Source organism: Halarcobacter sp. (assembly GCF_963675975.1).
In the GTDB taxonomy this organism is placed as follows: Bacteria; Campylobacterota; Campylobacteria; order Campylobacterales; family Arcobacteraceae; genus Halarcobacter.
Genome location: NZ_OY780939.1, coordinates 1693385 through 1718777 on the forward strand (window position 1 = coordinate 1693385; position 25393 = coordinate 1718777).

Annotated in this window: 34 protein-coding genes; 33 read left to right on the forward strand and 1 reads right to left on the reverse strand. The window is 28.7% G+C overall.

Annotation, left to right across the window (positions count from 1 at the left end; all coding sequences use genetic code 11):
* The first annotated feature begins 8 nt into the window (after window positions 1–8).
* The 20 genes from rplB (at window position 9) to ACKU3H_RS08410 (ending at window position 10150) form a co-directional block, all read left to right on the forward strand.
* Entirely contained in the window at window positions 9–836 is an 828-nt protein-coding gene (rplB, locus tag ACKU3H_RS08315) for a 50S ribosomal protein L2 (RefSeq protein ID WP_320033385.1), read from the forward strand.
* 9 nt (window positions 837–845) lie between these two features.
* Entirely contained in the window at window positions 846–1121 is a 276-nt protein-coding gene (gene rpsS / locus ACKU3H_RS08320; protein WP_320033386.1) for a 30S ribosomal protein S19, read from the forward strand.
* Window positions 1122–1123: 2 nt separating this feature from the next.
* Window positions 1124–1456 carry a 50S ribosomal protein L22 gene (gene rplV, locus ACKU3H_RS08325; RefSeq protein ID WP_320033387.1) on the forward strand — a complete coding sequence of 111 codons (333 nt, stop codon included), beginning with the start codon at window positions 1124–1126 and terminating at the stop codon, window positions 1454–1456.
* Window positions 1456–2157 carry a 30S ribosomal protein S3 gene (rpsC, locus tag ACKU3H_RS08330; protein WP_320033388.1) on the forward strand — a complete coding sequence of 234 codons (702 nt, stop codon included), beginning with the start codon at window positions 1456–1458 and terminating at the stop codon, window positions 2155–2157. The genes rplV and rpsC overlap by 1 nt, the downstream gene beginning before the upstream one ends.
* A gap of 2 nt (window positions 2158–2159) precedes the next feature.
* Entirely contained in the window at window positions 2160–2585 is a 426-nt protein-coding gene (gene rplP, locus ACKU3H_RS08335; protein WP_320033389.1) for a 50S ribosomal protein L16, read from the forward strand.
* Complete coding sequence (gene rpmC, locus ACKU3H_RS08340; protein WP_320033390.1) at window positions 2572–2763, forward strand: 50S ribosomal protein L29; 192 nt, start codon at window positions 2572–2574, stop codon at window positions 2761–2763. The genes rplP and rpmC overlap by 14 nt, the downstream gene beginning before the upstream one ends.
* Window positions 2764–2774: 11 nt before the next feature.
* Complete coding sequence (gene rpsQ, locus ACKU3H_RS08345; protein WP_320033391.1) at window positions 2775–3026, forward strand: 30S ribosomal protein S17; 252 nt, start codon at window positions 2775–2777, stop codon at window positions 3024–3026.
* Window positions 3026–3394 (forward strand): 50S ribosomal protein L14, encoded by a 369-nt coding sequence (rplN, locus tag ACKU3H_RS08350; protein WP_320033392.1) that lies wholly within the window; start codon window positions 3026–3028, stop codon window positions 3392–3394. Before rpsQ ends, rplN begins: the two co-directional genes overlap by 1 nt.
* Window positions 3394–3633, forward strand: coding sequence for a 50S ribosomal protein L24 (gene rplX / locus ACKU3H_RS08355; RefSeq protein ID WP_320033393.1), 240 nt, complete (start codon window positions 3394–3396; stop codon window positions 3631–3633). Before rplN ends, rplX begins: the two co-directional genes overlap by 1 nt.
* A gap of 1 nt (window position 3634) precedes the next feature.
* On the forward strand, window positions 3635–4183 hold the full coding sequence (rplE, locus tag ACKU3H_RS08360; RefSeq protein WP_320033394.1) for a 50S ribosomal protein L5: 549 nt from the start codon (window positions 3635–3637) through the stop codon (window positions 4181–4183).
* Window positions 4183–4368 (forward strand): type Z 30S ribosomal protein S14, encoded by a 186-nt coding sequence (locus ACKU3H_RS08365; protein ID WP_114838563.1) that lies wholly within the window; start codon window positions 4183–4185, stop codon window positions 4366–4368. Before rplE ends, ACKU3H_RS08365 begins: the two co-directional genes overlap by 1 nt.
* 13 nt (window positions 4369–4381) lie before the next feature.
* Window positions 4382–4780, forward strand: a complete 399-nt coding sequence (gene rpsH, locus ACKU3H_RS08370; RefSeq protein ID WP_320033395.1) for a 30S ribosomal protein S8 — start codon at window positions 4382–4384, stop codon at window positions 4778–4780.
* Between the two features lie 9 nt (window positions 4781–4789).
* Window positions 4790–5326 (forward strand): 50S ribosomal protein L6, encoded by a 537-nt coding sequence (gene rplF / locus ACKU3H_RS08375; RefSeq protein WP_320033396.1) that lies wholly within the window; start codon window positions 4790–4792, stop codon window positions 5324–5326.
* A 10-nt stretch (window positions 5327–5336) separates the two neighbouring features.
* Window positions 5337–5699 carry a 50S ribosomal protein L18 gene (gene rplR, locus ACKU3H_RS08380; RefSeq protein WP_320033397.1) on the forward strand — a complete coding sequence of 121 codons (363 nt, stop codon included), beginning with the start codon at window positions 5337–5339 and terminating at the stop codon, window positions 5697–5699.
* Between the two features lie 9 nt (window positions 5700–5708).
* Window positions 5709–6152, forward strand: coding sequence for a 30S ribosomal protein S5 (gene rpsE / locus ACKU3H_RS08385; RefSeq protein WP_128981879.1), 444 nt, complete (start codon window positions 5709–5711; stop codon window positions 6150–6152).
* 3 nt (window positions 6153–6155) lie between these two features.
* The gene (rplO, locus tag ACKU3H_RS08390) at window positions 6156–6554 is read left to right on the forward strand and encodes a 50S ribosomal protein L15 (RefSeq protein ID WP_320033398.1); all 399 of its coding nucleotides are present in this window, start codon (window positions 6156–6158) and stop codon (window positions 6552–6554) included.
* Window positions 6555–6556: 2 nt separating this feature from the next.
* A complete protein-coding gene (gene secY / locus ACKU3H_RS08395; protein ID WP_320033399.1) occupies window positions 6557–7819 on the forward strand; it encodes a preprotein translocase subunit SecY in 1263 nt (420 codons plus the stop codon).
* A 5-nt stretch (window positions 7820–7824) separates the two neighbouring features.
* The gene (map, locus tag ACKU3H_RS08400; protein ID WP_320033400.1) at window positions 7825–8589 is read left to right on the forward strand and encodes a type I methionyl aminopeptidase; all 765 of its coding nucleotides are present in this window, start codon (window positions 7825–7827) and stop codon (window positions 8587–8589) included.
* Between the two features lie 17 nt (window positions 8590–8606).
* Complete coding sequence (gene infA / locus ACKU3H_RS08405) at window positions 8607–8825, forward strand: translation initiation factor IF-1 (RefSeq protein ID WP_072682044.1); 219 nt, start codon at window positions 8607–8609, stop codon at window positions 8823–8825.
* A 74-nt stretch (window positions 8826–8899) separates the two neighbouring features.
* Window positions 8900–10150, forward strand: coding sequence for a GGDEF domain-containing protein (locus ACKU3H_RS08410; RefSeq protein ID WP_320033401.1), 1251 nt, complete (start codon window positions 8900–8902; stop codon window positions 10148–10150).
* Between the two features lie 77 nt (window positions 10151–10227).
* Here ACKU3H_RS08410 and ACKU3H_RS08415 read toward each other — a convergent pair whose 3' ends face one another.
* The gene (locus ACKU3H_RS08415; RefSeq protein ID WP_320033402.1) at window positions 10228–10440 is read right to left on the reverse strand and encodes a hypothetical protein; all 213 of its coding nucleotides are present in this window, start codon (window positions 10438–10440) and stop codon (window positions 10228–10230) included.
* 120 nt (window positions 10441–10560) lie between these two features.
* On the opposite strand from ACKU3H_RS08415, the gene ACKU3H_RS08420 reads away from it, so the two are divergent.
* From ACKU3H_RS08420 to ACKU3H_RS08480, 13 genes are all read left to right on the forward strand, one after another.
* A complete protein-coding gene (locus tag ACKU3H_RS08420) occupies window positions 10561–11226 on the forward strand; it encodes a uracil-DNA glycosylase (protein ID WP_320033403.1) in 666 nt (221 codons plus the stop codon).
* Entirely contained in the window at window positions 11223–12332 is a 1110-nt protein-coding gene (locus ACKU3H_RS08425; RefSeq protein WP_320033404.1) for a hypothetical protein, read from the forward strand. The genes ACKU3H_RS08420 and ACKU3H_RS08425 overlap by 4 nt, the downstream gene beginning before the upstream one ends.
* A 65-nt stretch (window positions 12333–12397) precedes the next feature.
* Window positions 12398–14161, forward strand: coding sequence for an aspartate--tRNA ligase (aspS, locus tag ACKU3H_RS08430; RefSeq protein ID WP_320033405.1), 1764 nt, complete (start codon window positions 12398–12400; stop codon window positions 14159–14161).
* 16 nt (window positions 14162–14177) lie between these two features.
* Window positions 14178–14975, forward strand: coding sequence for a metal ABC transporter solute-binding protein, Zn/Mn family (locus ACKU3H_RS08435; RefSeq protein WP_320033406.1), 798 nt, complete (start codon window positions 14178–14180; stop codon window positions 14973–14975).
* A gap of 281 nt (window positions 14976–15256) precedes the next feature.
* Entirely contained in the window at window positions 15257–17845 is a 2589-nt protein-coding gene (locus tag ACKU3H_RS08440; protein WP_320033407.1) for a chemotaxis protein CheW, read from the forward strand.
* A 62-nt stretch (window positions 17846–17907) separates the two neighbouring features.
* On the forward strand, window positions 17908–19638 hold the full coding sequence (locus ACKU3H_RS08445; protein WP_320033408.1) for a YgiQ family radical SAM protein: 1731 nt from the start codon (window positions 17908–17910) through the stop codon (window positions 19636–19638).
* A gap of 8 nt (window positions 19639–19646) precedes the next feature.
* Window positions 19647–20045, forward strand: coding sequence for a thioredoxin family protein (locus ACKU3H_RS08450; RefSeq protein ID WP_320033409.1), 399 nt, complete (start codon window positions 19647–19649; stop codon window positions 20043–20045).
* On the forward strand, window positions 20042–20479 hold the full coding sequence (locus ACKU3H_RS08455; RefSeq protein ID WP_320033410.1) for a hypothetical protein: 438 nt from the start codon (window positions 20042–20044) through the stop codon (window positions 20477–20479). The genes ACKU3H_RS08450 and ACKU3H_RS08455 overlap by 4 nt, the downstream gene beginning before the upstream one ends.
* 88 nt (window positions 20480–20567) lie before the next feature.
* On the forward strand, window positions 20568–21137 hold the full coding sequence (locus tag ACKU3H_RS08460; RefSeq protein WP_320033411.1) for an adenylate kinase: 570 nt from the start codon (window positions 20568–20570) through the stop codon (window positions 21135–21137).
* On the forward strand, window positions 21134–21898 hold the full coding sequence (locus ACKU3H_RS08465) for a molybdopterin-binding protein (protein WP_320036472.1): 765 nt from the start codon (window positions 21134–21136) through the stop codon (window positions 21896–21898). Before ACKU3H_RS08460 ends, ACKU3H_RS08465 begins: the two co-directional genes overlap by 4 nt.
* Window positions 21899–22023: 125 nt before the next feature.
* Entirely contained in the window at window positions 22024–22743 is a 720-nt protein-coding gene (locus ACKU3H_RS08470; protein WP_320033412.1) for a 2OG-Fe(II) oxygenase, read from the forward strand.
* A 60-nt stretch (window positions 22744–22803) separates the two neighbouring features.
* Window positions 22804–24411, forward strand: coding sequence for a diguanylate cyclase (locus ACKU3H_RS08475; RefSeq protein ID WP_320033413.1), 1608 nt, complete (start codon window positions 22804–22806; stop codon window positions 24409–24411).
* Between the two features lie 9 nt (window positions 24412–24420).
* Entirely contained in the window at window positions 24421–25392 is a 972-nt protein-coding gene (locus ACKU3H_RS08480) for a zinc transporter ZntB (protein ID WP_320033414.1), read from the forward strand.
* The last annotated feature ends 1 nt before the right edge of the window (window position 25393 follow it).

Below are 25393 nucleotides of genomic sequence, written 5' to 3' on the forward strand. Positions count from 1 at the left end.
TATAGAAGATGGCAATTAAAAAATTTAGACCAATAACTCCTGCTAGAAGATTTATGTCTGTTATGGACACTTCTGATATTACTTCTAAACCAACAGTAAGATCTTTACTTGTAAAAGTTAAAGCTAATGCTGGTAGAAATAATAACGGTAGAATTACTTCAAGACACAAAGAAGCAGGTGCTAAAAAATTATATAGAATTATTGATTTCAAAAGAAACAAATTTGGTGTAGAAGGAACTGTATCAACTATTGAGTACGATCCATACAGAAACTGTAGAATTTGTTTAGTTACTTATTTAGATGGAGATAAAAGATATATTATTCAACCATCTGGATTAAAAGTTGGAGATAAAGTACAAGCTGCTGAGTCAGGACTTGATATTATCCCAGGTAATGCAATGAGACTTCAATCTATTCCTGTAGGTACTATGGTTCATAATGTTGAACTTAAACCTGGAAAAGGTGCACAATTTGCAAGATCTGCTGGTGCTTATGCTCAAATCATGGGTAGAGAAGGTAAATATATTATCTTAAGAATGCCTTCTGGTGAAATGAGAAAAATTTTAGGTGTTTGTATGGCAACAATTGGTGTTGTTGGAAATGAAGATTTTTCAAACATGGTAGTAGGTAAAGCTGGTAGAACTAGACACCTTGGTATTAGACCACAAACTAGAGGTTCTGCAATGAACCCAATTGATCACCCTCATGGTGGTGGTGAAGGTAAAACTAACTCAGGAAGACATCCAGTTACTCCTTGGGGTATGCCAACTAAAGGTTATAAAACTAGAAAGAAAAAAGCTAGTGACAAATTAATCATTTCAAAAAGAAAGAAGTAAGGGTTTAAGATGGCAAGATCAATAAAAAAAGGTCCATTTGTAGACGCACACTTAATGAAAAAAGTTATCAAAGCTACTGAAGCTAATGATAAAAAACCAATTAAAACATGGTCAAGAAGATCAATGGTTTTACCTGATATGATTGGTTTAACATTTAATGTGCATAATGGTAGAAACTTTGTACCAGTTTTAATTACAGAAAACCATGTTGGTTACAAATTAGGTGAATTTGCTCCAACTAGAACATTTAAAGGGCACAAAGGTTCTGTGCAAAGAAAGGTGTAATGATGGGAAAAGCAGTATTAAAATTTATTAGACTTTCTCCAACTAAAGCTAGACTTATTGCTAGAGAAGTACAAGGGATGAATGCTGAGTATGCAATTGCATCTTTAGAGTTTACTCCTAACAAAGCGGCTGGTGTTATTTCAAAAGTTATTGCTTCGGCTGTAGCAAATGCTGGTTTAGAACCAGAAGACGCAGTTATTACAAGTGCAAGAGTTGATAAAGGTCCTGTACTTAAAAGATATACACCTAGAGCAAGAGGTAGTGCATCACCAAAACATAGACCAACTGCACACATTATGATTGAAGTAGCGGCTGCTGAAAAAGGAGACAAGTAATGGGTCAAAAAGTTAATCCAATAGGTTTAAGATTAGGTATCAATAGAAACTGGGAATCTAGATGGTTTCCTAAATTTTCAAATATGCCTGCTAACGTTGCTGAAGATGATAAAATCAGAAAATACGTTAAAAAAGAGTTATACTATGCTGGTGTTGCTCAAACAATCGTTGAAAGAACTGCAAAAAAAGTTAGAGTTACTATCGTTGCAGCTAGACCTGGTATCATCATTGGTAAAAAAGGTGCTGACGTTGAAAAATTAAAAAACAATCTTTCTGCTTTAGTTGGTAAAGAGATTGCTGTTAATATTAAAGAAGAGAGAAAACCACAACTTTCTGGTCAACTTTCTGCTGAAAACGTTGCGCAACAATTAGAAAGAAGAGTTGCATTTAGAAGAGCTATGAAAAGAGTTATGCAAAATGCTCTTAAATCTGGTGCTAAAGGTATTAAAGTTTCTGTTTCTGGTAGACTTGGTGGAGCTGAAATGGCTAGAACTGAGTGGTACTTAGAGGGTAGAGTTCCTTTACATACTTTAAGAGCTAGAATTGATTATGGTTTTGCAGAAGCTCATACAACTTATGGTTGTATTGGTATTAAAGTTTGGATCTTCAAAGGTGAGGTACTTGCTAAAGGTATTCCTGCTGAAAAAGATACTGCTTCTAAACCACAAAAAAGAAGACCAGCTAAAAGAAGAGGTAAGTAATCATGTTAATGCCTAAAAGAATGAAATACAGAAAATACCAAAAAGGTAGAAACAGAGGTAAGGCTCATAGAGGTAACTCTTTAGCTTACGGTGAATTTGGTATTAAAGCTTTAGAGCACGGAAGAATTGATTCAAGACAAATCGAAGCTGCCAGAATTGCAATGACAAGAGCAATTAAAAGACAAGGTAAAGTTTGGATTATGGTATTCCCAGATAAACCACTTACTGCTAAACCACTTGAAACAAGAATGGGTAAAGGTAAAGGTGCTATCGATAAATGGGTTATGAATATTAAGCCAGGTAGAGTATGCTTCGAGATGGCAGGTGTTGCTGAAGGATTAGCAAAAGACGCTTTAGCTTTAGCACAACATAAGTTACCATTCAAAACTAAAATTGTAAGTAGAGAAAGTGAAAATGAATTATTCTGATTTAAATGAGAAAAGCTTACAAGAGCTAAATGAGTTATTAAAAGAGAAAAAGGTGCTTCTTTTTGAATTAAAAGCTAAGCTAAAAACTATGCAGTTAACTAATACTTCTGAATTAAGAGCGTGCAAAAAAGATATCGCTAAAATTCAAACAGCTATAACTGCTGCAAAAGCTAACTAAGGATCTAACGTATGACACATAAAAGAGAGATTCAAGGTGTAGTGGTAAAAAAAGCTGGAGATAAAACAGCATCTGTATTAGTTACAAGATACGTTTTACACCCAAAATACCACAAGACTGTAAAGAGATTTAAAAAATACTTAGTTCATGATGAAAGAAACGAATTAAATGAAGGTGATACTGTAATCGCTGTTGAGTGTAGACCTTTATCAAAAACAAAATCTTTCAGATTAAAGAAAATTGTAGCTACAGGAGTTAAATAATGATTCAAAGTTTTACTAGATTAAATGTAGCTGATAACACTGGTGCTAAAGAGATCATGTGTATTAAAGTTTTAGGTGGGTCTAAAAGAAGATATGCATCTGTAGGTGACGTTATTGTTGCTTCTGTTAAAAAAGCTTTACCAACTGGTAAAGTTAAAAAAGGTGCTGTTGTTAAAGCTGTTGTTGTAAGAACTCACAAAGAAGTTCAAAGAGAAAACGGGTCTTTAATTAGATTTGACGACAATGCTGCAGTTATCCTTGATGCTAAAAAAGATCCAATTGGAACAAGAATTTTTGGACCAGTTGCAAGAGAAGTTAGATACGCAGGTTTCATGAAAATTGTTTCACTTGCTCCGGAGGTACTATAATGGCTGTTAAGTTAAAAATCAAAAAAGGTGATACTGTAAAAATTATCGCTGGTGATGATAAAGGTAAAACTGGAGAAGTTTTAGCTGTTATCCCTTCAACAAGACAAGTAATTGTTAAAGATTGTAAAGTAGCTAAAAAAACAGTTAAACCTGATCAAGAGAAAAACCCAGAAGGTGGTTTTGTAAACAAAGAGATGCCTATTGATATCTCAAATGTAGCAAAAGTAGAAGGTGAGTAAGATGGCAGCAAGATTATTAGAAAGATATAATGCAGAAATCAAACCAACTTTAGAATCAGAGTTTCCTAAAAACAAAATGTTAACTGCTAAGTTAGAAAAAGTAGTTATCTCTGTTGGTGCTGGTGAAGCTATGAAAGATAGTAAATTAATGCAAAACATTCAAGATACTATCTCTTTAATCTCTGGTCAAAGAGCAGTTCAAGTTATTGCTAAGAAATCAGTTGCTGGTTTTAAAGTAAGAGAAGGTTCTCCTGTTGGTGTTAAAGTAACTCTTAGAGGTGAAAGAATGTATGAATTTTTAGATAAATTATGTTCAATCGCATTACCAAGAGTAAAAGACTTTAGAGGTTTAAATAGAAACGGTTTTGATGGTAGAGGTAACTTCAACTTTGGTTTAGATGAGCAATTAATGTTCCCAGAAGTTGTGTATGATAACATTATCAAAACACATGGTATGAATATTTCAATTTCAACATCTGCTGATAACGATCAAGAAGCTTACAGATTATTAGAGCTTGTTGGAGTTCCATTTACTAAAGGAAGAGCGTAATGGCAAAGAAATCTATGATTGCTAAACAAAAGAGAACTCCTAAGTTCTCTTCAAGAGCATATACAAGATGTTCAGTATGTGGTAGACCACATTCAGTATACAGAGATTTTGGTCTTTGTAGAGTTTGTTTAAGAAAAATGGCTAACGAGGGATTACTTCCTGGCGTTAAAAAATCTAGTTGGTAGGAGAATAAAAGCTATGATGAATGATTTAATCGCAGATGCTTTAACTAGAATTAGAAATGCTGCACTTAGAAAATTAGAAGTTGCAACATTATTACATTCTAATACAGTAGTTGGAATCTTGACAGTACTTGAAAAGAAAGAGTACATTGAAGGATTCAAAGTAGTTGATGGTGAAAACAATAAAAAAACAGTACAAGTTACATTAAAATATGATGATAACGAAAAATCTGTAATCAACGAGTTAACAAGAGTTTCAACTCCAGGAAGAAGAGTTTATAAAAACGCTTCTGAAATCAAAAGTTTCAAAAATGGATATGGTACAATCATTGTTTCTACAAACAAGGGTGTAATTGCTAACGATGAAGCATATGCTGCAAACGTTGGTGGTGAAGTACTATGTACAGTATGGTAGGAGAGTGTAATGTCTAGAATTGGAAAAAAACCTATCGCAATTCCATCAGGTGTAGAAGTTACAGTTGATGGTACAGTAGTAACAGTTAAAAAAGGGAATAAAGCTATTCCAGTAGAAACTCACGGAAGAGTTGGTGTTAAAATTGAAGACAATAATGTTGTTTTAGATAGAATTGGTGAAGATAAAGAATCTTCAGCTTTCTGGGGAACATACAGAGCTTTAATCAATAATGCTGTAACTGGTTTATCAGAAGGATTTACTAAATCTTTAGAAATTAACGGTGTTGGTTATAGAGCAGCTGTTAAAGGGAAAGTATTAGAGTTACAATTAGGTTATTCACACCCTATTAACTATGATATTCAAGATGGATTAGAAATTTCTGTTGAGAAAAACATTATTCACGTAAAAGGTGCTGACAAACAACAAGTTGGTCAAGCTGCTGCAATTATTAGAGGCTTTAGAAAACCTGAACCATATAAAGGTAAAGGTGTTAAATATACTGACGAGCATATCGTTAGAAAAGCTGGTAAAACTGCTAAGAAATAAGGTGTGAAATATGAGTAGAGCAAAAGATATAGCAAAAAAGAACTCTTTAAGAGCAATCAGAAAAAAAAGAGTTAGAGGAAATATAGCTAAAGGTACTGCACAAACACCTAGAGTAACTGTATTTAAATCAAATAAATATTTAAGTGCACAAGCAATTGATGACGTTGCAGGTGTTACATTAGCAGCAGTTAATTCTAAAACATTAGGACTAAGTGTTAGTAAAGATAACGCAGTTAAAGTTGCAGCACAGTTTGCTGAGAGCTTAAAAGCTGCTGGTATTGAAGCAGTAATATTTGATAGAAATGGATACCTTTATCATGGTGTAGTTGCAGCATTCGCTGACGCACTTAGAGATAATGGTATTAAATTATAAGGGTTAATGATGGCAGCAGTAAATAGAGAAGATTTTCAAGAAGCAATCGTTAAAATCGGAAGAGTAACAAAAGTTGTAAAAGGTGGTAGAAGATTTAGATTTACAGCTTTAGTTGTTGTTGGAGATAAAAACGGTACAGTTGGGTTTGGTACAGGAAAAGCAAAAGAGGTTCCTGATGCAATTAAAAAAGCATTAGATGATGCATTTAAATCTTTAGTAAAAGTTAACATTCATGGGACAACAATTGCTCATGATATTGAACATAAATATAATTCAAGTAAAATTTTATTAAAACCAGCATCAGAAGGTACAGGGCTTATCGCAGGTGGTGCGGCAAGACCAGTTCTAGAACTTTCTGGAGTTAAAGATATTATTGCAAAATCTTTAGGTTCAAATAATCCAAACAACCTTGTACAAGCTACAGTTGAAGCATTAGCAAGAATTAAAGGATAATTGATGGCATTAGATAACTTACAACCAGCAACTGGTAGTACAAAAAATGTTAAAAGAGTAGGTAGAGGTCAAGGTTCAGGTATGGGTAAGACTTCTACAAGAGGTCAAAAAGGTCAAAAATCTAGATCTGGATACAAAATTAAAAGAGGTTTTGAGGGTGGTCAACAACCATTACAAAAAAGACTTCCAAAAATTGGATTCTTTTCTAGAGTATCTAAACCTTACTCTATCAATGTAGATAAAGTAAAGCAAGTGGCAGCACTTGAAGAAATTACAGTTGAAACAATTAAATCTGTATATAAACTTTCAAAAAGAGTTACAAAAGTGAAATTAGTTGGTTCAGCTGCTAAAGATTTAGCATCTAAAATTAAAGACGAAAACGTAACAACTACTGGAAAATAATTATGAGTAAAGATCTAATAAATAAGATTCTTATTACATTAGGCTTTATTCTTCTTTACAGGTTACTGGCTTATGTGCCAGTACCTGGAGTAAATATTGATGTAGTTAAAGAATTCTTCGATTCAAATGCAAACAATGCATTAGGTCTTGTGAATATGTTTAGTGGTAATGCAGTGGAAAGACTGTCTATTATCTCACTAGGTATTATGCCTTACATTACAGCTTCAATTATTATGGAGCTTCTAGCAGCAACATTCCCAGCACTTGGTAAAATGAAAAAAGAAAGAGATGGTATGCAAAAATATATGCAAATCATCAGATATGCAACTATTGTAATTACATTAATTCAATCTGTAGGTGTATCTATGGGTCTAAATTCATTAACAGGTCAAAGTGGAGAAAGTGCAATATCAATTGATATGAACACATTTGTAGCTGTTTCTTCAATTTCTATGTTAACTGGTACTATGCTTCTTATGTGGATTGGTGAACAAATCACACAAAAAGGTATTGGTAATGGTATTTCATTAATTATCTTCGCAGGTATCGTTTCGGCTATTCCTGGAGCAATTGGTGGTACTGTAGATTTAGTTAATAATGGACAAATGAACTTCTTAACTGTAATAGCAATTTTAGTAATTGTATTAGCTACTGTTGGTGCAATTATTTATGTTGAGTTAGGTGAAAGAAGAGTTCCAGTTTCATACTCAAGAAAAGTTATGATGCAAAATCAAAACAAAAGAGTTATGAATTATATTCCAATCAAAGTAAACTTGTCAGGTGTAATCCCTGCAATTTTTGCATCAGCTATTTTAATGTTCCCAGCTACTGTTTTACAAGGTAGTCAAAACAAAATTTTACTTGCAGTTGCAGACTTTTTAAGTCCAACTTCATACACATTTAACTTTTTAATGTTCCTTTTTGTAGTTTTCTTTGCATTCTTCTATGCATCAATTACTTTTAATGCAAAAGATATTTCAGAAAACTTAAAGAAACAAGGTGGATTTATTCCAGGAGTTAGACCTGGTGAATCAACTGCAAATTTCTTAAATGATGTAGCAAGTAAACTTACACTTTGGGGAGCTGTTTATTTAGGACTTATTTCAACTGTGCCTTGGCTTTTAGTAAAAGCTATGGGAGTACCATTCTATTTTGGTGGTGTAGCAGTTCTTATCGTTGTTCAAGTTGCAATTGATACAATGAGAAAAATTGAAGCACAACAATATATGAATAAGTATCAAACACTTAGTGCGGTTGGACTATAAGAATTATGGCAATTCCTTTAAGAAAACCAAATGAAATCGAAAAACTTCGCGCTGCTTCTCAAGCAGTTGCGAAGACTTTAAATCATCTAGAACAAAATGTTAAAGCTGGAATGACTTTAAAAGAAGTTAACCAAATGGGTGAAGACTTTATGGCAAACCTTGGTGTTAGACCATCTTTTAAAGGTTTATATGGATTCCCTGCTGGAGTTTGTACTTCTTTAAATGAAGTTATCATTCATGGTATACCAAATGATACTGTATTAAAAGAGGGCGATATTTTAGGTCTAGATATTGGAAGTGAAATCGATGGCTGGTATGGTGATGCAGCAATTACTATGCCTATAGGAAAGATATCAAAAGAAGATGAAGAATTAATTGCTTGTGCAAAAGACTCTTTATATCATGCTATTAGCATTATAAAAGAGGGTATGAGATTTAAAGAACTATCTTTAGAGATTGAAAAATTTATTGTAGACAGAGGTTATGAACCTTTAGTTAAATTTTGTGGTCATGGTATAGGAAAAAAACCTCATGGTGAACCAGAAATTCCAAATTATTTAGAATCAGGAAATGCAAAGTCAGGACCTAAGATTAAGAATGGTATGGTTTTTTGTATTGAACCTATGATTTGTCAAAAGGAGAGAGAACCAGTTATTTTAGAAAATGATTGGGATGTTGTTTCTGCTGATGGATTAAGAGGAAGTCATTATGAGCATACTGTTGCTGTAGTCGATGGAAAAGCAGTTATTTTAAGTCAAATAGAAGAGTAGTAAACTTAGGAGATAAAGTGGCAAAAGATGATGTAATAGTAATTGATGGAAAAGTTATAGAAGCTTTACCAAATGCTATGTTTAGAGTTGAATTGGATAATGGACACGTGGTTTTATGTCATATCTCTGGTAAAATGAGAATGCACTATATTAAAATTTTACCAGGTGATAAAGTGAAAGTGGAGATTACACCATATTCACTTGATAAGGGTAGAATCACACATAGATATAAATAAAAAAGATAATATTAAGCATATTATCTTTTTTTCTATTGTATAGTTATACAATCTAAATTAGAGAGTATAACTATATGAAAGAAATTAGTGAGGTTGTAAAACTAACTTTAACAAACCTTTCCCACCATAATATTGAAGCAACCCCAGAAAATTATGAAAAAGAGTTTTTTTCAATTGTTGAAAAAAATAATATACATTTTAAAGAAATTGATGAGTTTCACAAATTAATTAATAATCTATCATATAATGATAAAAAATCATTAAATTCAGTCTCTTATCGAGAGATTTCTAAATTATTATCTTCAAGAGTTAAAAATGAAGATTTAAAATATTTTTTAAAACATCTTTCATATTTTATGTTACCATCATTATCTTCACAAATCAAAGATGAAATTAATATAATATGTACAGAATTATCAAATAGTCCTGAAAATCTCATTAATGTTAACATAATCAGAAAGCTCAGAAAAATCACAAATATGAGAATTAATGAAGATAAAAAAATATTTAATGAAAAAAATAGTGATTTAAAAAAATTAATGTCATTTTTATCAACTTTTTTAAAAAATAGAATAGAGAAGAATATAATAACACTAGATGAAGTAGATAATATAAAACATGAAATCAACTCTTTAAAACTTGTTACATCTTCAGATGAGGACTTAAGAAAACTATATGAAAAATTTTCATTAGTAGTAGAAGAGTTTTCAGACGTAGTTAATAAAAATAATGAAGAAATTATTAAATCTAAAAAGGAGAGTGATAGATTATATTCTCAAATTGAAAAATTAAAACATAGTTTATCTATGGCTCAAGAGGAAAAATCAATTGATTTTTTAACAAAAACTCTTACAAGAAGAGCATATAATGATGTTGTAGAAAAAATTGAGAAAGAATATAAAGCTTTTGATTCTACTTATGCATTAGTTTTTATTGATATAGATCATTTTAAAAAGATTAATGATACTTATGGGCATGATTGTGGAGATAGTGTACTTGCTACATTTGGTTCAATATTAAAGAAAATAACTAGAGATGAAGATATTATTGCAAGATTCGGTGGTGAAGAGTTTATTTGTTTAATACATTATAAAAATCTGTCAGATATTAAAAACTATTTAATTCGTATGAAAAATATTATTGAAAATAATAAGTTTTTATATAAAGATATAAAATTGTCTATAAAGTTCTCAGCTGGGGCAGCATTAAGAGAAAATTATGAATCTTATGAAGAAACATTAAAATCAGCAGATATTTTACTTTATAATGCTAAAGAATTAGGACGTAATAAAATAATTTTAGATAACGATGAAGTAATACAATAAATACATTTATGAAGCCTAATTATTAGTGTCGCGCCTTTAAAAAGTAACTAAGTCATAAGCCTCATAAGTGTATTTAACTATATTACCCTATTTTTTGTTAAATCTATTTCATTTTCATAATATTCTTTCTGTTCTATCATAAATTTCAGATGATTTTTTAATAACTCTTTATCTCTATAAGACTCTATAATAAACTCATAAAGTTTTGGCCTATTTTTTTTCCAATTATGTAAAGTAGTTTTATTTACTTCTAGATCTTTTTCTAATTTTCTAAAACTTGGTATACTCATTATACTCCTTTTATAAAATATATTGTACATATTATTTGTACAAAAGTCAATAATTAATTAAAATTTATTCATATTATTGGAACAAATTGTTACAAAAGATGTTTTTTTGTACAATTTCATATGACAAAATCGGTAAAAAAAAGAGTTTTATATAATCTGAATTTTCTAAAATCAATTGGTTATAATTATCATGAAATTATTGAAATTAATAATAAAGAATTAAGTTCTGATTCATTACCTAATAATTTCAATGAATTAAAATCTTTGGTTGAAAATTGTTATTTATGTGAATTGTCAAAGAGTAGAAAACATGCACTTTTTGGTGAAGGAAATCAAAATGCATCTTTGATGTTAATTACAGATGAACCTACTGCAACAGAAGATGAATTAAAAAGTCATTATGCTGGTAAAAATGGTGAACAATTAACTAAAATGATTGAGAATGTTTTACCTTTAAAAAAAGAAGATATTTATATTACTAGTTTAGTAAAGTGCAAAAGTTTAAATGGAATGAATGCATCACATTTTAGCAGTTGTAATGCATATTTATTTAAAGAAATAGAATTGGTAAATCCCAAGTTAATAGTTACACTTGGTGAAAAAGCATATAACTTTTTATGTTCAGATGTAGTTCCTTTTAATCAAATTAGAGGGCAATTCATTAATTACAAAACTTATAGTGTTTTGCCAACATTTAGTGTTAGTTATCTTCTAAGAAACCCATCTTCGAAGAAAGAAGCATATTATGATATGCTAAAAATAAAATCAACTTTGGAGTCAAATTGAAAAATTTATTAGCAATTATTTTTATATCACTATTACTTATTGGTTGTTCAGGTAAAAATGAATTTAAATTTCCAATAATTAAACTGAATAAAGAAAAAGTAGTTAAACCAGTTCTAGAAGACAGAGAACAAGTAGTAGAAGAGATAGTTGAACCTATTGTAGAAGAAAATGAAATTTTAGAATCTGATGTTAGGAAAATTGCAATCCTTTACCCTTCAAGTAAGGTTGGAAGATATGCAAATTCGACAATTAATACAATTAGTGCATTTTTAATATACAATAATGAAAAATTTAAATTAGAAGCCTTTGATACATATAATGAAAACCCAATGAATATCTCTGCTCAATTAGAACTTATTAAACAAAAAGAGTTTACAAAAGTTATTACAATGTTTACAAAAGATGGATTTGATGAATTAAATAAATTAACAGATATTGAAGATATTAAATTTTATTTTCCATTAATTAATAAAGCAGAAGTTATAACATACAATCAAAATTTTATTTTTGGTGGTATATCTTATGAAGAACAATTAAATCTTTTAAGAAGTTTATCAAGTGGTAAAAATACTATGTTTTATGTAAAGTCTTATTTAGGAAGTAAATTAAAGAATATTTATGAAAAAACATTTTTTGAAACGGGTATAGTAAAAGAGATAGAAAGAACAAATAATAGATATAAGTATATAATGAATGATGAAAGAATTAAGGAAAGTACAATAATATTAAATACTCCAATTGTAAAATCATCAATTATTTTGTCTCAATTAACAGCATTTGAGGTTGAACCAGAAAAAGTTTTATCTACACAATTAAATTATAATCCTTTATTAATAAAACTAACTCAGCCAAAAGATAGAGAGAATTTTTATGTTGTAAGTTCAATTAGTAAAATAGACAGTTTTATAGAAGATTATACTAAGCTTTTAGGTTCTGATGTAGCCTATGAGTGGGTTGATTACTCAGCACTTGTAGGTGCAAACTATTTTATAAATGAAAATGAATCAGAATTAATTAAAACAAAAGTTATTGAAAATCAAGCTGATTATGAGCAAACTTTATATAAAAGCACTATTTATGGCTTTGAAAATATACTAGCAAATTAAGTCATATTTAGGTATAATCGCGAAATTTTAAGTAAAAAAGTAAAAAATAAAAGATGGAGTAGGAATTGAGAACGCATTATTGTACTGAAGTAACTGAGAAAAATATTGGTGAAATTGTTACTGTTGCTGGATGGGTAAATAGTAGAAGAGACCATGGTGGAATTATTTTTATTGATTTAAGAGACAGAGGTGGACTAGTTCAATTAGTTTGTGACCCTACTGATAATAAAGAAGCTTGGGAAGTAGCTGATAGTGTAAGAGATGAATTTGTTCTTATTGCAAAAGGTAAAGTAAGAGAAAGAGGTGAAGGTTTAGAAAATCCAAATCTTATCACTGGAAAGATTGAAATTGTAGTTGAATCTTTAACTATAGAAAATAGATCAAAGCCAATGCCTTTTGAATTAGGTGATGAGAAAGTAAATGAAGAAATTAGATTAAAAAATAGATTCTTAGAGCTTAGAACAAAAAGATCATATGATATTTTTAAATTAAGAAGTACTGCAAATATTGCAGTTAGAAACTGTTTAAATGAATTAGGATTTTTAGATGTTGAAACTCCAATTTTAACTAAATCTACTCCTGAAGGTGCTAGAGATTATCTTGTTCCAAGTAGAGTTCACCCAGGTGAATTTTATGCATTACCACAATCTCCACAATTATTTAAACAACTTTTAATGGTATCTGGTTTTGATAAATATTTCCAAATAGCTAAATGTTTCAGAGATGAAGATTTAAGAGCAGATAGACAACCAGAATTTACTCAAATAGATGTTGAGATGTCTTTTTGTAATCAAGAAGATGTAATCAAAGTAGCTGAAAAATTAATCCATGATACTTTCAAAGCTTGTGGTAAAGATGTTCCTACAACTTTTCCTAGAATGACTTATAAAGAAGCTATGGAAAAATATGGTTCTGACAAACCTGATATGAGATTTGATATGGCAATGGTTGATGTTATTGATATTTTTGCTAACTCTACAAATGAAATCTTTGCTTCAATTGCAAAAGATACTAAAAACAATAGAATCAAAGCTTTAAGATGTCCAAATGGTGATAATCTATTCTCAAAAAGACAAATGAAAGGTTTTGAAGACTATGTAAGAAAATTTGGAGCTAAAGGTCTTGGTTACTTCCAAATGAAAGAAGATGGACTTAAAGGACCACTTACAAAATTCTTCTCTGAAGCTGATTTAGAAGAGATTGTAAAAGTTACTGAACTAGAAGTTGGTGATGTAGTATTCTTTGGAGCAGGGGATAAAAAAACTGTATGTGATTATATGGGAAGATTTAGATTATTCTTAGCTGAGCAAATGGATATTATTCCAAAAGATGCTTTTGAATTTTTATGGGTTGTTGATTTCCCAATGTTTGAAGTTGAAGATGGTAGAACAAAAGCTTTACACCACCCATTTACAATGCCAAACTTAGAAAAATGTGATTTAGATAATGTTGATGATTTAGAAGAGATTGAATCTATTGCTTATGATATTGTATTAAATGGTACAGAACTAGGTGGTGGTTCAATCAGAATTCATAAAGAAGAGATTCAATCAAAAGTATTTAAACTTATGGGAATCTCTGATGAAGAAGCTCAAGAAAAATTTGGATTCTTATTAGATGCACTTAAATATGGTGCTCCAAGCCATGGTGGATTTGCAATGGGATTTGATAGATTAATTATGCTTTTAGCTGGAACTGATTCTATTAGAGATGTTATTGCCTTCCCTAAAACACAAAGAGCTCAATGTCTTCTTACAGATGCTCCATCTGCTGTTGATGCTGACCAATTAAAAGAATTAAGCCTTAGAATAAGAAAAATCGAGGCATAAGACTATAGGCAATAATATGTTTAAAATTTTTTTCATATTATTGCTTTTTTATTCATCAGCTTTCTCAATGATTGCTGTAACTGTTACTTATCCTGTAGAAGCTTTCTTTTTAAAAAAAATTGCAGATAAAACTTTTTATATTAGGGTTATTGAAGAAAGTGAAACAAAATTTAATTTAGATGATTTATCAAAAATAAAAAAATTTGCAACAAGTCATTATTATATTAATTTTGCTTTAGATGAAGAAAAAATCATAGAAGACTATTTTAAGAAAAGAAATCCAAATTTAAAAGTTTTTAACATGGGTGAATCTCTTCCTTTTTTAAAACTAAAAGATGGCAAGATTAATCCTTTTATTTGGCTAGACCCAATATTGGCAAGAGATATTGCAAAAAATATATATATGGCTGTTAGTAAAATAAATCCAAATGATAAAGAGATATATAAAATAAATTATGAAAGATTTTTAGATGAATTAGATGAAACATATCTTGATATCAAAAAAAGATTAGTAGAAAGTGATCTTTACGGTATTTTTTCTTTTAATAATGAATTAGACTATTTTACAAATAGATTTAGAATAAACAATTATCATCGTAAATATAAGATGTTACACATCGATGATGTTTCCTCTTTATTAAAATTTGTCAGAAAAGAGAACATCAAACATATTTTAATCTCAAATGAAGCAGATTTTAGAGTTGCTCAATCTTTTAAGGGGCATATTGATGGTAAGATTGTTGAATATAATATTTATACTAGAAATTGGAAAGTTAATCTTTATACTATATTAAGAGGTATTGAAAACTTTTAATATTTTCTTAAAATTATTTTTAATAAACATATTTTATTAATAAAAAAATATTACTAACAAAATGATTTATTTATTGCACAAAAGTTTTATATGAAGTATAAGACTAAAATTAGAAAACTCCTATTTATAGACTTTTTATAGAAAATTAAATCCCAAAAAATTTATTTTATAAAAATAAGAAAAGTATACAAAAATATATAGTTGTATATTTAATATGCAGGTTAATTAAAATTATTTTTTGATTTTGTAGTAATATTCAAATAGTATAAAGGGAGTATTATATGTCAAAAAATTTAATAGATTATAAAGGGATAAAGGTAAAAAAAGAGCTTTATCCAATAATTAAACATATAGAAGATGTAGACAAGTATCGGGAAGAATTGGGAAGACTTAGCTCATCTTGGGATATATTTGCATTATTAGGTCAATTAGGTGATATCAATATTGATATAGGTAAAACAAAAGAAAATTTTTTAAATCTTACTACTACATTATTAAATCACTTAAGTGACGAAACTGTTAAAAAAGTAACTGCAGAGATGGAATTTAAAGCACAAGTTGCAATTGATATTGTAATTAGAAATCTATTTGAGCGTACTGCAGATATTGGATTTTTATCTACAGATGATGATATTAGAGACTTTTTATTGCATTATGTTTCAAAATACAATAAAGAAAGTAATCTTTTAAAAGAGGGGATACAAAAAAGATTTTTAGAATATGTGAAAAAATATTCTGTGTATTATGATATTGTTCTTGCTGATACTAAGGGGAAAGTTGTTGCAAGATTAGATGAAAGTATAAATATAGAAAATGTCGATTTAAATTTTGTTAATAAGGTTTTAAATTCAAGTGAAGAGTATGTTGAAACATATGATTCACATAATTTTTTACCACAATATAAAAAATCTTTAGTTTATTCATATAAAGTTACAAGAACTAACAATTTTAATTCTGAATCACTTGGTGTATTATGTCTTTGTTTTAAATTTACTGATGAGATGAAAGGAATTTTCAATAATCTTATTGATAAAAAAAATAAAGAAACAATAACAATATTAGATGAAGAAGGGTATGTGATAGCTTCAAGTGATGAGGATTGTATACCTTTAAATTCAAAACAAGAGATTGTTGTGGATTCTAGATATAAAATTGTATCTTTTGCAGGAAGAGATTTTATCTCAAAATCTTGTTTAACAAATGGGTATCAAGGCTTTAAGGGTTTAAAATGGCACGGACATATTATGATACCTTTAGAGTATGCTTTTTTAAGTGAAGAATCTAATACTACAAAAGAAGTTGATGATGATATAATTGAAGCAATGATGGATAATGAACAACATTTCTCAAAAGATTTAAAAGAGGTATTTAATAAAAGTAAAAATATCCAAGATAATCTAAGCCGTGTAATATGGAATGGTAATGTTGCACAAAGTAAAGTAAAGTCATCAAATAGGGAGTTTTCAAAGTCGTTATTATCTGAAATTGGTGTAACTGGACTAAAAGCAAATTCATCTTTAAATAATTTGAATAGAACTATTATAAATTCTATTTTAAAAGATAGTGAGTTTTTATCATCATTAGCTATTGATATTATGGATAGAAATCTTTATGAAAGAGCAAATGATTGTAGATGGTGGGCTTTAACTACATATTTTAGAAAAGCATTAGATGATAAAGATACCTTAGAGCAAAAAGAGGAGCAAATATCATCTATATTAAAATATATAAATGACCTTTATACAGTTTATACAAATCTACTTGTTTTTGATAAAAATGGAAAAATTATAGCTGTTTCAAATGAAAAAGAGAAACATTTAATAGGTAAAGTTCTTTCTGATTCTTGGGTTGAAAGAACTTTAAATTTAGAAAATACACAAAAATATTGTGTATCAGATTTTGAAAAAACAAATCTTTATAATAACGAATCAACATATGTATATTGTAGTGCTATCAGATCTTTTGAAAATGATTCAAAAATAAATGGTGGAATAGCTATAGTTTTTGATTCTACTCCACAATTTCAAGCTATGCTAGAAGAAACTTTACCAAGTGATAACTCATCTGTTTTTGCAATATTTGCCGATAGGGATAAAAATGTAATATCTTCAACAAACAAAGAACTTAGTGTAGATTCAAAGATAAATATTGATGATAAGTTTTTCAAACTAAAAAACAATGAGAAACTTAGTGAAATAATTGAAATAGACAATAAATACTATGCTTTAGGTGTCAGATGTTCAAAAGGTTATAGGGAATATAAAAGTAGCGAAGATGACTATAAAAATGATGTTTTTTGTTTAGTATTTATTTATATAGGAAAAAAATGTCTAAATGGATTGTCTCAAATAAAAAGAAAAAAATTTATAAATAGCAATATCTTAAAAAAATCATTAGATTCAAATAGTGTAGAGTTGGCAACTTTTAGGTTAGGTAAAAAGTTTTTAGCAGTTCATGCAAAAAATGTTATTGAATCAATTGGTATAGATAAGTTAGAAAAATCTATTGATATGGATAAGAAGAATCCTTTTAAAGGGATGGTTTTACATAAAGATAGGCTTATTTCTGTATTAGATATTAGAAGTTTTATTAATGAAGAGATTCAAGATGAAGAGTTAAAAACAATTATACTTTTAGAATATGATAAAGACAATAAAGAGCATTGTATAGGAATACTTGTATCATCTTTAGAGAGTATCTCTTTAGTTGAATCAAAATCAATTCAACAAATACAAAGTCATTTTTTAGGAGCAGGGGCTTTAATTGAAAGTATTGTTGAGATTGATGATTTAGATGAACCTGAAGTAGCTATGATTTTAGATATTAAAAAAATAGATGACAATTTAACACAAAGAGATTCAACTAATTAGAAATTTATATAATAGGTTAAAACATTTTGGATAAAATTGTAAAAAAATTTTAAAGATAAAGAATGTTTTTACCTACAACAAAAGAAGAGATGAATAAAAGAGGCTGGAGCCAATGTGATGTGATTTTAGTATCAGGAGATGCATATATAGATTCTCCTTTTATTGGAGTTGCTGTTGTTGGACGAATCCTAGAAGCACAAGGTTTCAAAGTTGGGATTATTGGGCAGCCAGATATAAAAAATGATGATATAAAAAGATTGGGTGAACCTAGACTTTACTGGGGAGTTAGCGGTGGAAGTATTGATTCAATGGTATCAAACTACACTGCTACAAAAAAATTTAGAAATGTAGATGATTATACTCCTGGTGGAACAAATGATAAAAGACCTGATAGGGCAACTTTAGTTTACACAAATCTTATTAGAAGACATTATAAAGATACAGTTCCTATTGTTTTAGGTGGGATTGAAGCTAGTTTAAGAAGAGTTACCCATTATGATTTTTGGTCAAACAAATTAAGAAAACCAGTTTTATTTGATGCAAAAGCTGATTATCTTATCTATGGAATGGGTGAGATGGCAATTAGAGAGTTTACAAGTGCTTTAGACAAAGGTTTAGACCCAAGAGAGGTTAGGGGAGTTTGTTATATCTCTAAAGAACCAGTTGAGGATTATATTCAACTTCCAAGCCATGATGAGTGTTTAAAAGATAAAGAGAAATATATAGACCTTTTTGATGATTTTTATAAAAACAATGACCCTATAAACGCAAAAGGACTTTGTCAAAAAGTTGATACAAGATATGCTATTCAAAATCCTCCATGTGATTATTTAGATGAAGGTGAAATGGATGAGGTTGCTTCATATAAGTATGAAAGGGATTTACACCCATATCATAAACCCCAAGGAAAAGTAAAATGTTTAGAAACAGTTAAGTTTTCTATACAAACTCACCATGGATGTTGGGGAGAGTGTAACTTCTGTGCAATTGGAGTTCATCAAGGAAGAACAATAAGAACAAGAAGTGAAAAAAATATTCTTTGGGAAGCAAAAGAGTTTACAAAAGATAAAAGCTTCAAAGGTATTATCTCTGATGTTGGTGGACCAACTGCTAATATGTATGGGTATGAGTGTGGTAAAAAACTTAAAAAAGGAACTTGCGACGATATAAGATGTGTTGATTATGACAGACTATGTAAAGTTATGAAGGTTGACCATAGTAGAAGTATAAATCTTTTAAGAGATATTAGAAAAGTTCCCGGGGTGAAAAAAGCTTTTGTTGCTTCAGGATTAAGATATGATTTTATTCCAGCAGATAAAAAACATGGATATACATATCTTAAAGAGTTAGTTGAACATCATATCTCTGGACAAATGAAAGTAGCACCTGAACACACTTCTGATAGAGTTTTACAACTTATGGGGAAACCAGGAAAACAGCCTTTAATTGAGTTTAAAAAGATGTATGATAGATTAAACAAAGAAGCTGGAAAAAAACAGTTTCTAACATATTATTTAATTGCAGCTCATCCTGGATGTGAAGAGAAAGATATGCATGAGTTAAAACATTTTACAACCCATGAATTAAAAATGAATCCAGAACAAGCTCAAGTATTTACTCCAACACCTGGAACATACTCTTCTGTTATGTATTATACCGAGTTAGATCCAGTAACTAGAAAGAAAATATATGTTGAAAAAGATAGAGCAAGAAAAGAGAAACAAAAAAATATAGTAATCGATAAAAAGTATTATCAAAGACGAAGTAAATCAAGTGCAGGTATGCAAAGTTAAGGAATGATATGAAAAAGTTTTTATTAGTTATATTAGTTTTATTTTCTAGTTTATATGCTGTCTCAACAGATTTGGGATATGAAACTTCATATTCAAAAGCCTTAATAAAAGCAAAAAAAGAAAATAAAAATATTATGATGTTTGTTGTTCAAAAATCTTGCCCTTGGTGTAGAAAAATGGAGAAACAAACTTTAAAAAAACAAAATATAGATTCCCTTGTAAAAAGAGATTTTGTCCCTTTGATTGTTGATGAAGCTTCAAATAATTATCCTAGTAAATTTAAAGCAAACTTGTTTCCTACAACATATTTTATTAGTAAGGATAAAGAAGAAATTATCTCAAAGGTTCTAGGATATAAAAACAAAAAAGAGTTTTATTATATTTTAAAAGAGGCAAATGGGAAATGAGTAAACTAATTTTATTTTTTATTTTTGCAGTTTATTCTTTTGCTATTACACCATATAGTTTAGAGAATTTAAAAGAGTTAAATATAAAAATTTTGAATAAAAAAGAAAATATTTCCAAAAAACTTGAAGAAAAACTTGAAAATAATATAAAAACAAAACTAGAAAATTTAGGAATAAAAACTAATACTGATAAATATATAAATTTTCTTGTAAAAATAAAAATAGATAAAATAAAAGATATAAATTTTGTACAAACCTCTATTATGATATCAGAAGATGTTTTGAGTTTAAGGGATAAATCACTTGAAATTCTTGCCATAACATATAAAAAAGATGATAGTTTTGAAGCTGAAGATTTAGAAAATGATATTTATGAATCTATTGTTGATTATCTACTTGAAGATTTTATTGATCAGTATAAAGCTGAAAATTAATTACCTTATATAAGTCATAGATTTTTTTGGATAAGATTACATTCTTTTTTTAAGACACACTAAAGGTACATTTATAAGGACACAACAAATGAAGAAACTTTTTTTAATTATTGGAGCCCCTGGTTCTGGTAAAACCACAGATGCAGAACTAATCGCAGAAAAACATCAAAAAATAACACATTATTCTACAGGTGATATGTTCAGAGCTGAAATTGCTAGCGGTTCACAAAGAGGTGCAGTAATTGAATCTTGTGTATCAAAAGGAAATTTAGTTCCCATTGATATTGCAATTGAAACTATTTTAAGTGCTATTAAAAATGCTCCAACTGATATTGTTATAATTGATGGATATCCAAGAAGTGTAGAGCAAATGACAGAACTAAACAAATATTTAGAAACAGAATCAGAAGTTGAATTAATAAATACTATTGAAGTTGTAGTATCAGAGGATGTAGCAAGAAATAGAGTTTTAGGACGTGCTAGAGGAGCTGATGATAATGTTGAGGTGTTTAATAATAGAATGAATGTTTACACTGAACCTTTAAAAGATATTCAAGATTTTTATTCAAGTAAAGGTATTTTGAAAAAAGTAGATGGTGAGAGAACAATTGCCCAAATTGTTTCTGAAATGGATCAATTTATACAATCGAAAATATAATGAATAAAGAAGTTAATTTTTACTCTGTAATTATAGGAACTGAACTATTAAATGGACGAAGAAAAGATGCACATTTTGCATTTTTAAATGAACAGTTATTAAAAAGAGGTTGGGTCCATAAAGCTTCTTTTGTAATTGAAGATGATACTAGATTGATGGAAAATATCTATAAACTTATTAAAGAAGATGAAAACTCTGTGATGTTTTCTTATGGTGGTATTGGTGCAACTCCTGATGATTATACAAGAGAAGTTGCAGCAAAAGTTTTTACTGCTGGTAAAATGGAATTTCACGAAGAATCTAAAAAACTTATAATAAATCAATTTGGTGAAGAAGCTTATCCTCACAGAGTAAATATGGCATATCTTCCAATAAATGCAAAACTTTTAAAAAATGTAGTAAATAATGTTCCAGGATTCTACTTAGAAGATAGATTCTTTTTTACTCCTGGATTTCCTTCAATGAGTCAAGCTATGGTTGTTGAAGCTTTAGATAAGCATTATGAAAAAAACAGTTTACAAAAATACAGAAAATCTCTAACAGCTTATTGTGGAGAAAACGATTTAATAGATATTATGAAAACTGTTCCAAGTGAAGTTGAATTATCTTCTTTACCTAAAATGTTAGATGAAAAAAGAATGGTAGTGATTTCATTAAATGGGGTGGATGAGAATCTTGTTAATGAATATTTTTCAAAATTTGTGGATTTTTTAGAAAAGACATCTATAAAATATCTTTTAAAAGATATAAGTAAAAAATAAAATCTTTTTATACTCCCCTATAATATAGTACTTTCTCTAATCTAAAAGAAATTTAAGATTTTTTTTAGATTATTTCTTTGATTTTGGTTTATAATTTCCTTCTTAAATTTTTTTAGAAGGTACCTATGAACCCAAAACAGCTTGAACAAATAAGCAATTACGTTTATTGTGATAGTTTTTTAAACTCACTCGAAATAGAAACAAAACTACTTCCTAACCCTTATCATGATTACCCATTTTTGGTGATTAAAGATTTTTTTTCAAAAGAAATTTGTGATGAGATTGTTAATTCAAAAATAAAAGATAATGATGCAATTGATGCAAAAGTTAAATCTGAAAATTATGAAAATCATATTGATAAAAAAATTAGAAAAACAAAGATTTATAAATTAGATAAAAAGTATAGAACTCTTTATGATAAAATGTTTAAGCTTCATCAATCGAAAATAGAGCAGTATTTTAATATTGCACTTACAACAAGTACAAAAATACAAGTTTTAGAGTATAAAAAAGATTCTTTTTATGTTGCACATAGTGATGATTCCAATATGATTATGGATAATGATAAACTTATTGGATTTAAATGTGTTGTGCCAAATAGAAAACTAACAAGTGTTCTTTTTTCAACTTCTTATGATGAATCTTCCTCTTTTAATACTTTTAGTGGGGGAGAATTAGTATTTAATTATTTATATGACAAAAATGGCAATCAAATTAAATTTAAGCCTGAAGCTGGAGATATGGTACTTTTCCTAAGTAATCCATATTTTACCCATGAAGTTTTAAAAGTAAAAGAAGGGTATAGACTATCAATTGTTCAATGGCATGATGCTTTAGTTGTTTAATTCTTTATCTTTTTTTTGGATATAATAGATAAATATTATATCCCTCTTAAAGGCGCAGTGTTGACACATAAAATCCTAGTATCAGACAATGACATAAAATTAGTAGCTTTTCTCCAAGAGATAATAAAAGATAGAAGATTTCAATTTATTTTGGCTTTATCTTTGGAGCAAGTATTAGAGCAATTAGAAAGTGAAACTTTTTTTGCAGCAATTGTAGATTTTGAAAAAATTGATGACAATGGTAAAAAAATTGTTGAATATATTTTAGAAAAGAAAATTCCAACTATAGCCACTGTTGAAGAACTTACTTCTACTAAATATGAAGAATTATTAAAATACCCAATTATTGATTATGTGATAAATAATAACTATGCCGGTAAATATTATCTTGCTGATTTATTACAAGGCTTAGAGTATTTTAATGGTAGAAAAGTGCTTATTTGTTATGACAATAAAAAAGCTGATAAATTAGAATCACTTGTACAAATTTTCAACTCTTTATTATTTGAACCTTTACTTGCAACTTCAATAAAAGAAGCGAAAAGTATAATAAGTAGAGAGAGTAATCTAAAAATCATATATATAGATGAGAGTATAAAAGGTGGAAGTGGAATAGAGCTTTGTAGAGAGATAAAGCAAGATATAAATTTCAAAGACAGTATTATATTTTCAGGTGCACAAAATAAAAATGATTTATTGGAGCTAAAAGAGATAAGAGGTAAATTTTATAAAAGTGGTGTAAAAGATTTTATTTCTATTCCTATTGATAAAGAAGAGTTCAATACAAATATTCTTAGTATGATGAAAATTATAAAACAAAAAAATAGATTAGATACTTATGTTGAAACAGTAGATAAATATGTTTTAATCTCAATAACAAACTTAAAAGGGATAATTGTTTATGCCAGTGATGCTTTTTGTAAAATTAGCGGATACAGTAAAAAAGAGTTAATAGGAAAATCTCATAATATTGTAAGACATTCAGAAATGCCATCATCTATATATGAAGATTTATGGAAAACCATAAAAAGAGGTGAAGTTTGGTCTGGGGAGATTAAAAATAGGAAAAAAAATGGAGATTTTTATTGGGTAAATGTAAAAATTGAACCAATTTATGACGCTTTTGGAGAAGTTATGGGATATCAATCAGTCAGATTTGATATTACAGATAAAAAACTTGTAGAAGAGTTATCTTTAACTGATTCTTTATTAGGTATTCATAACAGACGTAAATTTAATGGGATAATTGATTATCAGTTTACTGTATGGAGAAGATTTAGAGAACCATTTAGTATAATTTTTGCGGATTTAGATGATTTTAAATCTGTAAATGATTTTTATGGTCATAGTCAAGGAGATAGAGTACTAATTGAGTTTACTAATGTTATAAATAAAACAATAAGAGATGTGGATAGTTTTTGTAGATGGGGTGGAGAAGAGTTTATTATTATTTGTCCTTATACAGATGAAAAAGGTGCTCAAGTTTTAGCCCAAAAAGCAAGAGTTGCATTGGAAAACTATAGATTTATAGAGATTGGACAAAAAACAGCAAGTTTTGGAGTATCTACAGTAAATGAAAAAGATACAATCGATACTTTGATAGAAAGAGCAGATGCTGCCTTGTACAAAGCAAAACAACTTGGAAAGAATAGAGTTGAATTTTTATAAGGAAAAAAAATGAGTCAAAATGGTTTATCTCATGCCTTGGTGCTTGATAAAAATGGTTCAGCAAAAGAGATTTCATATGAACAATTAAAAAGCTATGATAATAAAGATGGCTTATTGTGGGTACATTTTGATTATTCAAGTTCTGAAGCAATAGAGTGGATAGGAGAATATAGCGGAATTGATCCTATTGCTGTTGAAGCATTATTAACAGATGAAACAAGACCTAGAACAACAATCTTAGATGATAATATTTTAATCGCATTAAGGGGAGTAAATTTAAATCCTAATTCTGATCCTGAAGATATGATTTCTATTAGATTATTTATAAGTGAAAATGTAATTATAAGTACAAAAAAAAGAGATTTATTATCTGTAAAAGATATTATTACTAGTTTAAATCATAATAAAGGACCTATAAATAGTTCAGAATTTTTAGTAGCTATTGCAGATAGGTTAACATGTAGAATGGAAGGAACAATTGATAATATTCAAGATAGTGCATCAGAGATTGAAGAATTAGTTATTGAGTCAAATAGTTTAGAACTAAGAACAAAAATCTCAACTATTAGAAGAGAAGCTATAGCTTTAAGAAGATATTTGTCACCTCAAAGAGAAGCTATATATACTTTATATCATAGTAAAATTTCATGGATAAGTGATTATGATAAAATTCAACTAAGAGAGATAAATGACCAATTAATTAGATATGTAGAAGAGTTAGATTCTATTAATGACAAAGTTGCTTTAGTTCAAGATGAACTAACAAACAAAGTTACTGAACAGATGAATCAAAGAATGTATCTTTTATCTATTCTTTCTGCAATATTTTTACCACTTGGATTCTTAACTGGGCTTTTAGGTATAAATGTAGGTGGAGTCCCTGGAGCAGAAAATAAAGATTCTTTTATGATTTTTACATTGTTTTTATTAGTAATTGGTATAGTACAGTATTATTTATTGAAAAAATTTAAATGGATTTAAT